The 13,550-nt window shown below is 45.6% G+C and carries 8 protein-coding genes; 3 read left to right on the top strand and 5 right to left on the bottom strand.

Annotated features, from left to right (window positions below):
* Nucleotides 1–187 precede the first annotated feature (187 nt).
* From AC1DM9_RS11155 to AC1DM9_RS11145, 3 genes are all read left to right on the top strand, one after another.
* A complete protein-coding gene (locus tag AC1DM9_RS11155) occupies nt 188–1,768 on the top strand; it encodes an FAD-dependent oxidoreductase (RefSeq protein WP_477511188.1) in 1,581 nt (526 codons plus the stop codon).
* A gap of 155 nt (nt 1,769–1,923) precedes the next feature.
* Nucleotides 1,924–4,650 (top strand): glycoside hydrolase family 10-like protein, encoded by a 2,727-nt coding sequence (locus AC1DM9_RS11150; protein ID WP_477579982.1) that lies wholly within the window; start codon nt 1,924–1,926, stop codon nt 4,648–4,650.
* 23 nt (nt 4,651–4,673) lie between these two features.
* Nucleotides 4,674–5,489 (top strand): creatininase family protein, encoded by an 816-nt coding sequence (locus AC1DM9_RS11145; RefSeq protein ID WP_477511190.1) that lies wholly within the window; start codon nt 4,674–4,676, stop codon nt 5,487–5,489.
* Between the two features lie 63 nt (nt 5,490–5,552).
* Here AC1DM9_RS11145 and AC1DM9_RS11140 read toward each other — a convergent pair whose 3' ends face one another.
* The 5 genes from AC1DM9_RS11140 to AC1DM9_RS11120 all read right to left on the bottom strand — a co-directional run bounded on the left by AC1DM9_RS11140 (nt 5,553) and on the right by AC1DM9_RS11120 (nt 13,542).
* Complete coding sequence (locus AC1DM9_RS11140; protein WP_477550724.1) at nt 5,553–6,101, bottom strand: SGNH/GDSL hydrolase family protein; 549 nt, start codon at nt 6,099–6,101, stop codon at nt 5,553–5,555.
* Between the two features lie 150 nt (nt 6,102–6,251).
* Nucleotides 6,252–9,032 (bottom strand): alpha-mannosidase, encoded by a 2,781-nt coding sequence (locus AC1DM9_RS11135; protein ID WP_477579980.1) that lies wholly within the window; start codon nt 9,030–9,032, stop codon nt 6,252–6,254.
* A 75-nt stretch (nt 9,033–9,107) separates the two neighbouring features.
* Nucleotides 9,108–10,061: a carbohydrate ABC transporter permease gene (locus tag AC1DM9_RS11130; protein ID WP_477579978.1), complete on the bottom strand. Its 954-nt coding sequence runs from the start codon at nt 10,059–10,061 to the stop codon at nt 9,108–9,110.
* Between the two features lie 15 nt (nt 10,062–10,076).
* Nucleotides 10,077–10,961: a carbohydrate ABC transporter permease gene (locus AC1DM9_RS11125; protein ID WP_076270038.1), complete on the bottom strand. Its 885-nt coding sequence runs from the start codon at nt 10,959–10,961 to the stop codon at nt 10,077–10,079.
* Nucleotides 10,951–13,542: a DUF5696 domain-containing protein gene (locus AC1DM9_RS11120; RefSeq protein ID WP_477579976.1), complete on the bottom strand. Its 2,592-nt coding sequence runs from the start codon at nt 13,540–13,542 to the stop codon at nt 10,951–10,953. The genes AC1DM9_RS11125 and AC1DM9_RS11120 overlap by 11 nt, the downstream gene beginning before the upstream one ends.
* Nucleotides 13,543–13,550: the final 8 nt, after the last annotated feature.

Here is a 13,550-nt window from a genome sequence, read left to right as displayed (position 1 = left end):
TAGAATCCCTCCTCTTTCCTTCAATTGACTTTCACAAATTAAAATAATGTTCGGATATTGGCTTCATGGACTGCCATAATTTTGAAAAAGATATTTTTTTTAATAATATCATAATTGGTGGATATAATCTCTATCTCGTGTTACGATATAGCAAATTTTCATTCAATTCTAGAAGGGAGGGACTCGAATGGAACAACAATCGATTACGGCTGACATCATTATACTTGGCGGAGGGCTTGGTGGATGCATGGCTGCACTATCCTCAGCTAAGTTAGGCATGAAGGTGATTGTTACGGAAGAAACAGATTGGATTGGCGGGCAGTTGACTAGTCAAGCCGTTCCTCCCGACGAGCATCCTTGGATTGAAAGCTTCGGCTGTACCCGTACATATCGTGAGTTTCGCAACCGTATTCGCCGTTATTACAAGGAAAACTATCCCTTAGTAGAAGACGCCAAAAATAATGATCGCCTAAACCCAGGAAACGGCTGGGTCAGCCGACTTTGCCATGAGCCAAAAGCCGCGCTTCATGTGCTTGAGACTATGCTTGCTCCTCATATCAGTAGTGGAAAAATAACTATTCTACTCGGCTATCATTTAGAGTCCTCTGAAACAAACGAAGACTTGATTGAATCTGTCCTTATCAAACATATCACCTCAGGTGAAATGAAGAAGCTGCATGGCTCCTACTATTTGGACGCGACCGAATGCGGCGACCTTCTTCCTCTTGCCGGTGCAGAGTATGTATCAGGAGCTGAAGCAAAAGCTGAAACAGGAGAACCGCATGCGCTCGAACAGGCCGATTCCCTTGATATGCAATCCTTTACGTATGTTTTTGCTTTGGATCACATGGAGAATGCAGATTATACGATTGAGAAACCAGAGCAGTATGACTTTTGGCGAAGCTTCATTCCTGCGCATTCACGCTTCCCGCTGTTCGGCTGGAAAATGGGAGACATTCATGACAAGGATCAGGACAAAGAAATCATCTTCATCCCCGATGGGAAAGAACCCATGCCCTTCTGGACTTACAGGCGCATTATTGACCGTTCTTTGTTTAAAGAAGGCTCGTTTGAAAGCGATATCACTTTAATTAACTGGGCACAAAACGATTATTATTTAGGACCTATTTATGAGGTAACTGAGGAAGAAAAACAAAAACATTTGAAGAGTGCGCGTCAGCAAAGTCTATCGCTCGTTTATTGGCTGCAAACGGAAGCACCGCGTCCAGATGGAGGCATTGGTTATCCCGGCCTTCGACTTCGCGGTGACATTGTTGGAACAGAAGATGGTATTGCCAAACATCCTTATATACGGGAATCTCGCAGAATAAAGGCGAAATATACGATTACGGAGCATGATGTCAGCCTCGAAATCAGGGGGGATCAAGGGATCAAACGATATGAGGACAGTGTAGGCGTCGGAAGTTATCATCTAGATCTCCACACAACAACAAAATCCAATCGCGGCTTCTACATTCCCAGCTTGCCTTACGAAATTCCGCTCGGAGCCCTCCTCCCCGTTCGGATGAAAAATTTGCTCCCTGCCTGTAAAAATATTGGCACCACTCAAATTACAAACGGCTGCTACCGACTGCATCCAACCGAATGGAACATCGGTGAATCAGCAGGTTATTTAGCCGCTTACTCCATTATAAATCAAGTCACCCCGCATGAAGTACGAGAAAATAAGCTGCATCTGGAAGCTTTTTTAACGCTTATTCAAAATCAAGGCATTGAGACGCATTGGCCAGAAAATTTGAAGCGATAGCTTGAAAATAAAAATATTATCCTCTTTTTATAAAATTTATGGAAAAACAATCCGCTTGCTGTTACACTACTGCTAGATAAACAATCCATCATGAACATGAACAGCTACTTTATCCGAAAGGCGGTGAAGTGTAAGGTTCTGTTTTATGCGTACAAATGAGAAGATTCGAGGTGTATGCCATGATGACCAAACGATTGTTTAATCTCGTTCTTTGTGTTGCCCTTCTTCTGATCAGCATTTCTTCAACCGCCTTCTCAGAGCCCGCTTCTCCTGACCAGCCATCCATTACGCTTGAGGACGGCACAAACCACATCGTTGACCTCATTAATCAAGAGAGTCAAGACAACAAACTCATGATATTTACCCGCAGCTACGGAACCACAACAAAACCTCCGCTCGTTCCGACAACAGAAGCCATCATTACAAACGAAATCGTTACAGCCATATATACAAACAGCACTAACGGCACTTATATTCCTGCTAACGGATACGTCATAACTGGAACGGGAAACAAAGCTTCATTGATCAGCGGCTTCAAGATTGGAGATTCCATTACAACGAGCTTTCCTATTTCGGTTTATCCAGCCCAATATTTTACCGTTAATGAAGAGATCGTTCCAATTACTCAGGTTAATGCAGGGCGCGGAGCGGCGGATATCGTTCTGTACTTGCCAGAATACGGCCCTGCAACAAAAACAAATCCATGGGGCATGGAGATCACCGTTGACGGAGGTTCCGTTACGCGAATAGCAACGATGACGCAGGATACTAGCGGCAATTGGCTCGATAACAACTCATCCATTCCTGCAAGTGGATACGTTCTCTCTATTCAAGCTGAAAGTCCGTTTTTTGCCAAATTAAATGGAACTGTGCGGATTGGAGATGCCGTTGAATTGAATATGAACAATGAAGTGTTAGTTGAAGCCTCCAAAATAGGATACGACGCCTTAAATCCGCGAACGAGAGAAGATAATCCCGGAGGCTGGGATGACGGCAGCAATGAACCATACCCCGGACACCGCGGAACGGATCAGCTCATTATTTACGACAACAGCTATGGCGCAGCAACGGGAACGAATCCTTGGGGTTACGAGGTTGTCGTAAACTCGGAAGGCAAGGTCACGCAGGTGAGCGGCAATAATTCTACCATTCCAGCTGGCGGATATGTCATATCCGGGCATGGCGTCAAAGCAAGCTGGCTAAGCGAGCATGTATCCATAGGCAGCAGCTTCAAGCTGCTCACGGATGAGAAACAAGCGTTATTTCTGTTCACGCCAGAATCCTATCTGGATAAAGCGCAAATAGGAATAGATGCCGCGAAGCAAAAGCTTATTCTCTCCAAGCAGCAGTTTCTAGACATTAACTATAACGGTATGGAACAGCAAATTACATCTGCACAAGCAGCATTGGTCGATTTGAAAAGCCAGATTGCACAAGGTGATTTCGCTTCCTTCACGGTCCAGTTCGCAGAGCTGAACGCACGGGTGGAGAAAGCCAGCTTCATGGGCTATGAATCCCGCGCTGTAGACCATCGATCCATTTGGATTCGTCCGAAGGAAACGAATCTCGAGCAGGTTCAGCAGCATATTGCGAAGCTTCACGCTTTAAATATCAACTCCATTTACTTAGAGACGTGGTGGAATGGCTTTACGATTTACCCAACGAGCCATCCGCTAGCTGCTCAAAATCCGATTTATGGCGGTTTTGACGTATTGAACGCCTATATAACAGAAGCCAAAAAAGCAGGCATCGAGGTTCATGCGTGGGTAGAAAACTTTTTGGTAGGCGTCGGCAGTATGGCAGGTCCCGTCAGAAGCCTTAAGCCGGAATGGTCCATGATTAGTAGACAAGGCCATGATTATCAAGACGTTCCACTTTACAACACCCAGTACTATTTCCTCAACCCTATAAGGCCTGAAGTACGGGACTTTGTTTCTGAAATTTATAAGGAGCTGCTTCAGAAATATAAAGTAGACGGCTTGCATTTGGACTATATTCGTTATCCCGATGCAGGTGATTACACGAACGATTTTGGTTATGACTCTTATACGCGCAATCTGTTCAAGCAGAAGCATGGCGCAGATCCGATCGACCTTCGTCCCGGCGACAACCTTTGGCAAGCGTGGGTTGATTTTAGAAAAAATACGATTAATGAGTTCGTATATCGGATCTCCAGTGAAGCCAAAAAATTGAAGCCGGATATCCGAGTCTCCGCAGCCGTATGGCCGAACTACGTGAATGGGCCAGAGTTCATGCACCAAGAGCCAAAGGACTGGATTGCCAAAAACTATATCGACCAGCTCTTTCCGATGTCCTATCATCCAGACGCTTCATCTGTTGCCACTGATTCCTTAAACTCCGTTGCACTCGCAAACAACAAAGCGCTGATCGTCATTGGTGTCGGAACGAATCTTGGCTTAACGAAGGAGATGCTGCTTAAACAAATAAACGACTCCGTCGCAGTAGGCGTCTCCGGCTCAGCTTTGTTCGAATTTGAATCGTTGTTTGGAAATGAATATGACAAGGCGCTTTTAGCAGGGCTCTACAGCAAACCCGCCATCGTGCCAGACAAAGATGTTTTAACATCCTTCAAAACGATCATTTCCGAAATGCAGCGCAAAATCAAACAGATTTATGTCCCGTTCAATGGGATGGATAACGATAAGAAATATGTAAAAGAGCTGGAGCAGCTTGAAAAAAGCTGGAAGGATAAAAAATCAGTTGGCAAGGACGCCAAAGAAGCACTTAAGAAAATAGAGAAGCTTCTGGAGCGTATCGAATCGGATCGTGCTTTGAACGTAGAAGTTAAAAAACGAATGGCTGCGGATCTTAATTATTTGGAAACCATTATTCTCGTTTACGTATCCAAGGCAGCGCACTAAACAACACAGAGAGGACCAACTGTATGTTATGGGAAAACTTAACCGTCAAGGAATTTGAGGCGGCCGTGAAGTCAACGAACCGAGTCTGTGTGCTGCCGATCGGCTGTCTTGAAAAGCATGGCGATCATCTTCCCCTCGGAACGGATATGATGATCGCTAGAGAAATTGTAGAGAAGTCAGCTCAATTAGAGTCCTGTGTTATTTTTCCTTATTATATTTTCGGCCAAGTATCCGAGGTGAAGCATTACACAGGCACAGTTGCTCTTGGCAGTGAGCTGCAGCTGCGCCTCTTGCAGGAAGTGTGCAAGGAAATTAGGCGCAACGGCTTCAACAAAATTATTTTGGCCAATGGGCACGGCGGCAATAACAATCTGCTGAGCTATTTCGTCCAAACGATGCTTGATGAACGCAAGGATTATGTTGTGTACGCCTATAATCTATGGGAATTAAATGCCGAGCAGCTTGCTCATCTTGATCAATCCTATGAAACGCCAGATGACTATGGGCATGCCGATCATATGGAAACATCGCAAATTCTTCATATTAATCCGTCTCTAGTCCATATGGACCGTTTGAATCCAGGCGAGTGGGAGTCCAAAGGTCTTGGACGAACGCTAACGGAGCATAGGTTGTCCGCTGGCATCCATTGGTATATGGAGTTCCCAAATCAGATTGCGGGCGATCCTTCATTGTCGACGGCAGCGTATGGTAAGGAGTATATTTCAATGTGCGCAAGCAACTTCGCCAAAGCTATACACGCTTGCAAAAATGATGAAGCCTCTTTGCAGCAGCAAACCGCTTTTTTTGATCGATGCGACGATGTGAACCTTATCCGTTAAAACAAGAAATGGCAGTCCGGCCTAGCTACAGGCTTTGGACTGCCATTTCCTTTACTCCTTACATTACAAATATTGATGTATGTGCTCGATGACTTTCTCCGCGCATCTACGATTTCCTCGTTCAGATAAGTGCAAACGGTCCTCGCAAATATGTAACGCTAGATCTTCTTTTATGGTAGCGTTCAGATCATTTATTTGTATGCCCAGGCTTTCCATCAGCTTTACAGCTGCCGCATTGTATAAATCAATCTCTGCATTGCTGCGCCCAATCGCATCGGCTGGAACAGGCGTCGTTGTTGCAAATATGATGTTTGCACCCGTTCTTTGCAGCTCATTTGCCGTCCGTTTAAGCGTTTCCAAATATTCTTCTAATGAAGTTAGTGCCTCGACCATTGGCGCTTCATGATGCAAATCCCATAATCCGTTGTTCCAATGAACGATATCTGGTTTGCCCAGATCTCTGATCCACAAGTTAACTCCCCATAACGTATGTTTCGCAAATCTGCCGTTCTCCTCAGGTGCAACAACCTCTGCCGTTTCATTCAAAGCCTCGCGCACAAGCGGTTCATAGCCCATTCGGATCGAATCTCCGAGCAGCAGTACTCTTTTCATCCGTAACACCTTCCCCTTGTTTTCATAATATTTGCCCATGCCGCAAACTTGATGCTTACGTCCATGTCATCCTCATCCCTCTTGAAATATAGCACACCCCCAACCGTTTCTCAAAGACAGTTAGGGGTGTGTTATACTCCGTATGCTAATTTACAAAGAAACATCTAAACTAAGCGTAATGATTTCAGCGGGACGAACCACCATTCGGCCAAGCTCTGATTCCTCCAGCCTCTGTTCCATAACGCTGCTGCGATGTGCTGCGTTCACGCCCAGCGAAGGGTATACGCTTAACGTTTGCTCATCTCGTGATAGATTATACCAGCGCGCGATCAAATCCCCCGTGTTCTCCGATACCTTAAGAGCAGACAAACATAGTTTGTCACCCTCCCATTGCATAAAGGAAAAACGGCTTGGAAGCTCACCCTCATGTGTACCCGTCTGCTTCACTATCCATGGAATTTGATATTGATAAGCTTCCTTCATCGATGCCATAGCTCCATGTCCAATGAACTCCGACTTTGCATGTTGATTCTCCACCGGAAAAGGTATAATTTCAAGCTTAACCGTATGCTCGCCGAGACACTGCGCCTCAGGGGTCGGGAAATATCCCCAATCACCTAGCTCTCCCACCGCACGCAGCAAAGTAACCGCAATGGTATTGTTTTCATCTTCATCTCGCAAAACTTCATATTCATTTAAACCAAGGTTGGCGATCGTAACACCCTGCTTCTCGCCAATCAACGTCACAAAAGCTTGCTGATGCTGACAATTGCTTGGGTTTCTCCATTCCTCCGAAGGGGTATTATCCCGCTCCACCACTTCAAAGATTGAATCTGCCAAGTGAGTCTGCGAATGAAAGTCTACTGGGAACAACATACGCAAACGATGGTCAAGAGCCTCGTTGTTAAAGGTGGTTTCTATTTGCAGTGCTTGCCCGTTTTTGTTAAGTGATACCTTCGTCTTAATCGTAAAAGGAATGAGCTTATCCGACCTGCCTGATTTTCGTCCAGTAAACCAAATCAGCTCTTCTCTCTCCTGCTGCAACAGCTCTTCTGCCGACTTCGGGATTAACATCTGGTGCGTAATTTCAAAGCTGGCTTGAAAAGGTGTATCTTCCGTTATGCGTATTTCGGCTTGAAGACCTCTCGTTGTCAGCGGGACGTCACCGTTTGGCTGGCGGTACATATACTCATTACCGATGTCTCCTGTATCTTCATATATACACTGATTGTGTAGCACTTCATTCGAACGATGATCAACAATAGTCAAGGAACCGTCATCAGCGATCGTTACGGTCAAATAATCATTGCCCATCTCTCGTTCATTTCTAATTAGAGAGCCTTCTTCAGCTTGAAGCTGTTTAGAGTAGTCATTTCTAATCAGCGCATAGGTTTTGTAGCCAAGTGCTGGTACGCCATGCGCCTCAAATCGAATACGTACTTTTCTAGCAAAATAAGGCTGACGGAACTGATCCTCGGGCAAATCGTATCCGAATTGTACGCCTAGATCTTCTAAGCCGCTGGATACCTTGCTGCCCTCTGACTCCACGAGGTGTAGGCCTGCTAAATCAATTTCCTTCAGTCGCTGCTTCATCGTGTAAAAATCTATTCCACTATTGAAATAGATGCGCTCGATCTCAACATCAGTGGAAACAACACCAGAACGCAGCCAGCCCGTTGTATTAACAACAACGAGTGTAGAAGCAACCTCTCCAAAGGAAGCAAATCCGCTCGTATCTACCTTCGAAGCGACTGCGGATAAGCTGTCTTCGATAATACTTTCGGCGACATGCTTGCTTTTGACAAAACGGGTCACCATCTCTGCATGGACCTCATCGACACTGCATCCGCAAATGCTGTCATGCGGATGGTTTTGCATCAATGTTTTCCAAGCATAAGTGAATAGATGATGAGGATAAGCATGGCCTGTCAAATAAGCAAAGGCTGCTATCGGTTCGGCCACTTTCTCCAGCAGCGCCTGGCCTGTTTGGTTCATTTGCTTAAGATAGATTCGCGAAGATGCCGTATTAACTAGCGTCGACCAGCCATCGGTATGCTGGCTTCTTAGTTCACCTTTGACGACGGACAATTTCTCAGGAAGCGATGCGGTTACCGCCCCAATATAATCTTCAAAATTCGAATGGACAAATTGATATTCCGGAAATAGCTGCTGCGCTGTCGCAATAGCTTGTGCTACATCCGTCTGCACCGGCTGATGATCGCAGCCATTCATCATGAGCCAGTGGGGCGTTGAAGCATACTCGGCGACATCCTTTAATTTACGCTGCCAATAAGCACCCGCAGCTTCAGGATCAGTTGGAATTTCATTGCCGTTGCTGTACCAATTGGCGAACAGAATGCCGATCACTCTTGAGCCGTCAGGAGCCTCCCAAATCATCTCGGAGAACGGTGATTCGTAGGCTTTCGTTTGAGAAACTTCATTATTAAAGCCAGTTGGCTTCACACCGCGTCCGAACACAGCATTCTTGATCCCTGCTTGCAGCATCAGCTGCGGTGCTTGCCCAATGTTCCCGAACGAATCCGGGAAATAACCCACCTTTGCAACTTTGCCGAACTGCATGGCATCTCGGTGTCCATAAACGAGATTGCGCACATTTGCTTCACCGCTCGTCAAAAATTCATCCTGCAAAATATACCACGGTCCAATATGAATGCGTCCTTCGCGAACATACTGCTCAAGCAGCGCTCTTTTTTCCGGACGAATTTGCAAATAGTCTTCTAATATAATCGTCTGGCCATCAAGATGGAAGCTTTTGAAATCCGAATCTCGCTCCAGCGTCTCAAGCAAACGGTCGATGAGCGCAATTAATCTAACATGGTGCTTCTCATATGGCAAGTACCATTCCCTGTCCCAATGGGTGTGTGAAATGATATGAACAGTAGTAGATGATATCAAAGTATCCTTCTCCATTCTCTGTTTGGGATGAAAGCAAAGACGCTGCTCCACGTTCTTGCCTAATGCCGATTAATGCTCACTTTGCTTGCGTCAGCCTACGATGCCTGTACGCTCTACACTTTCGACGAAGTAGCGCTGTACGAACAAGTACATAATAATAAGCGGGAGCATAAGCAGGAGAACGCCTGTATTCAGCAGCATGGATTGATACACAAGATCGGGTTCTTTGCCAAGCACAGAGCCCATGTCTGCTAGCTGCGTTGACAATACTTTTACTTTGCTGAGAAACAACGAAACATAATAGCTGTCATTCCACTGCCATACGAAGGAGAACAGCACAACCGTAACGATAGCAGGAACGGCATTCGGCAGCATGATCTTATAGAAGGTTTTAAAAACACCTGAGCCGTCAACAACGGCCGCTTCTTCAATCTCCTTCGGAATGCCTCGGAAAAATTGCCGAAAAATATAAATATATAGACCGTTTTTGAGCCCCATTCCCGTAGCGGATGAAATTAGGAAAGGCCAAAAGGTATCAATTAGATTAAAGCTGTCCCTCTTCGAAAACAAACCTACTAAACCGAACATATCAAAGTACCTGTACGTTAAATATAGCGGAATCATAATCGTCTGCGGCGGTACAACAATGGTGAATATAACAAATCCAAAGAGGATGCCGCTGCCTTTAAACTTCAACTTTGCAAAAGCGTATGCCGCTAGCGCACAGGATGCGAGTTGAATGGCAGTCGTTCCCGCCGATATCAAAAACGTATTCAGTAGAGTAGCCCAATAGTGGGTCGCTTCCATCGCAATTTTAAAATTGTCCAACGTGAAGTTTCTAGGAATCCACAGCACCGTCGGATCATAGATATCAATTTTGTTGCGGAATGCGACCGAGAAACGAAGAAATAGCGGAAATAATATAATAAAACAAAAACCAGAAACGAGTACTGACCTTAGCAACGTCCATAACAATTGCTTCGATCTCTCGACCGGATTATAGTGGCGGTGAAACCTTTCCGCGTGAATGGCCGGCAGCTTCATGGCCTCTCCTCCTTCTCAATCGTAGTAAAACACTTTTCTCGAAATGATGCCCGCTGATAGGCTGAGTACTATAGCGACAACGATAAAATACACCCAAGACATCGCTGCGCTCTGCCCGAACTCAAACGTTTTGAATGCCGTTTCCGAAATAAGTGCGTTAACCGAATTGTTATTGAATGAATCAATAATGGAATAAATTAAATTCGTCAGAATAAGCGGCGTCATCATTGGGAATGTAACTTTCCAGAAAATCTCATAGCCCGTTGCCCCCTCAATTCTTGCAGATTCGTACAGTGAGGGAGAAATGGATTGCAAGCCCGCAAGAAAGATAAGAATTTGGACGCCAGAGGAGCTAATAATTTCATAGATTCGGTCAACCGCATCCGAGATATAATTTACGAATACAGGCGCCAAGCCGGACTCCATCATCATCTTTTTCAGCTCGAAGCTCTGCATAAGGTTTCCGCTTCCGCTAGATGATGAAGAGCTTCCAACAAAGCTGCTAATGTCCATATTGGCTATAGCCGCAGATGCTAGAATGACGGGTAGAAAAAAGACTGCCCTTGCCATCGCTCTTCCTCTGAACTTCTGATTCAATAGCACCGCTGCAAAGAGACTGAATACGATGATGATTGGCACATTAACGATCATATCTGTAACCGATTCAGTCAGCCTGCGTGGAAAATCTGCATTTGTCAGAAATAGATGACGAAAGTTTGCGAAACCCTCATACTTTACTGCGAAGCCGCCTTCAACCAAACTTATTGAGCTTAAGCTGAAACGTAAGGATTGAATGAGCGGCATGATAAACAGCATGACTAATCCCAGCATTAATGGCGTGGCGAACAGCACGCCGCACCATGCTTTTTTCTGCGCCAAGGTCAATGGCTTATTGAACATCTGCCTCACCGCCTACCTGATAACTTTGAGCTGCAAGCTGCATGCCCTCTACTGCTATCGCCTTATTATTGTAGTTGATCGTAATGACATAACCGTTCTGAAATGTCGTTTCCGCGACGCCCGGCACGATTTGTCGATGCTTCACAATGACCTGATTCCGAACCTTTGACAATACGCCATTCGCTTCCTTATAGAGCTGCACCGCTTCATCAAGCCAATCTTTGTAGTTCAAAGCATAAAGGTTATCGTAGTCGGTGTCCTTCACTTTCGTTGAGTCACTGGCGTACCATTGATAATATAAGCTCGAGCCCGTTTCCAGCGCCTTCAGCATCGATAAACGAGGATTTTGTTTATCATCCATGTTGTAAGGTGAGCCAGCCAAATCATAATAGCCATGCAATGCAATTTGATAAAACGGAATATCCTGATCTGTAATATTCATCAGACTGCTCTTGGTCGGTGCGTTTACGATTACATCTGCATAAGGCAAGCTGTATGCATTGCCGCCATTCACCATGATCGATTGCGCCTGAAGGCTCAGCTTATTTGTCTGTGTCTTAATCATTTCCAGCGCTTCCTGACGGGTTATCGTTTTATCCGGATTGTAATCGGAATTGACCTGATTTCCCATATCTCTTAGCGATAGTCCCTGCAGGCCGAGCGCTTTGTAATCCGCCAGAAAACCGTTTATTTGCTTCGGCAGCGCAGCAGGCGATAAGATATAGTGGGAAAATTTTGAAGTATCCTGATCGTACATAACCGGATTATATTGATAAACCTTTGCTTCTCCGCGATCAAGCCATGTAGCCGATCCGCTGGAACCTTTGTATTTTTCCAAAAAGGCTGTATCCGGGTAGAAGCCGATCCCGTTTTTCTGTGCAAAATCAGCTAGCTCACGAAGCCCTTCTTTGCCTCCCAGCTTATTCACGACTTTGATACTTGCTGGCGAGCTGTGCCGAATACCATCATTAAACCACCCGACATAACGTAAATCGATATGGTCGATATCCGTATCCATCAGCTCTTGCAGCAAGTTTTTCGCTTCAGAAAAGCTGGTTAGCGATTGTGTTGCTTCATACGGAATTCCGAGGAATGATTTATCTACCCGGAATGCTCCTATCAGCTCCATCACAAACGGCGAATCCTCGACTTTATCCAGCTTTTGTATATTGAATTTTTGGATTAAGTAATTGCGATATTCAGCAGCCATTCCTACATAATCGGATGTTTCACCGCTAAGAAAGGAATATCTTATGGATAAGTCGCCGTCATACCTTTTCTTTTGGAACATCGGCACAGAGCTTGTTTTTGTCCCCGACGCAAGCGTGTAAAAGTCCATGGATGAAATTTGAAACTTGCTGCCAACGGTATTATAGGAGTCATTTCGTCCGCTTACATCTGCTGTAATGCTTGCCATCGCATCACCATTTTCAATGATCCCAAACAAAGCATGGTCGGATCGCTTAAGACCAAATACCGGCAGCCTTGTCATCTCATTCGTCTGTATTTTCTCTTTCACATTGTACGTACCGTCATTGCCGTACACAGGCAAATTGTAGGGTTCCGCTTGGTGCTTTCCGCTGTTCAGCTCGATTAGAGCGCCAGCGCCGTCAGGCACGAACAAGTATCCCGATTCCTTCACACCAGCAGCGCCAAAATGTTTAAGCACCTGTACGCTGGCAATTGGATACTCCGCATTGAATTGCAGCTCCTTGCCCGGAATCGTTACGACAAGCTGCTCATTATCCAGCGTATACTGAATTGGAATCGTAAATTCTGCCCTTGCGGCTGATGCAGCGTCGGCTGCGCCGTTCTCTTCGTTATCCTGCTGCGCATCCTCTGCTGTGTAGCCCGCAGCTTCGAGTGCCGCAGAGATTTCCTCCGCTACGTAATCCTGCAGCTTGCGGACGACATAAATTTGTTTTGCCTCATCAAAGCTGAATTTGTATTCAACACTTTTCCTCAACTCTTCATCGGCAATCTGATCCAAGATTTGCTCTTGAAATCTTTTTTTGCTGATTACCTTTGGAATGTTAGCGAAACCTTTGGCAATATTGCCTAGTCGATAAACGACTTTGATCCCGTTCTCTTCGTCGGTTATTTCAAATTGCTGCTTTGCGACGCTATCGTCATAGCTGTTGAAAGCATTGACCTGCCCTTTTTCATTGTAGTAAGTAAGCAGCACCTGTGAGGATAGCTCTGAATGGTACAAAGGCGAAGCTTTCTGATCCTCGCTTCTCTCAACCGGGTTTGAAAACCAGACGTAGCTGTCGCGCTTGTCCTTTAGGGCAATTTCTGCTGTTTCACGGTTGATATAGAGCTGAAGCGCGTCATTTTCTTTCACTAATTCCATCGCCGACAACGCTTGCAGCTCCTTATCCGTGTTGACCGCAGTTGATTTACGTCCTGCTCCAATCACCCGGTCTTCCTGCTGATCAGAGACGGCCTCGGCTTCTTTTGTACCGAGGTTTATCTGCGCTCCAGCTTCTTCCTTCTTGCTGCAGCCTGCCGCACTTGCAGCAACAACGCTCGCAAGCAGTGCCGCGAACAGGATGCTGGACATCTTCCTCTTACCTGTCACGACCATCT

This window comes from Paenibacillus sp. 01T431 (genome assembly GCF_056398625.1).
The sequence above is the reverse complement of the archived record's forward strand: the minus strand, read 5'-3'. Positions and strand labels throughout refer to the sequence as shown.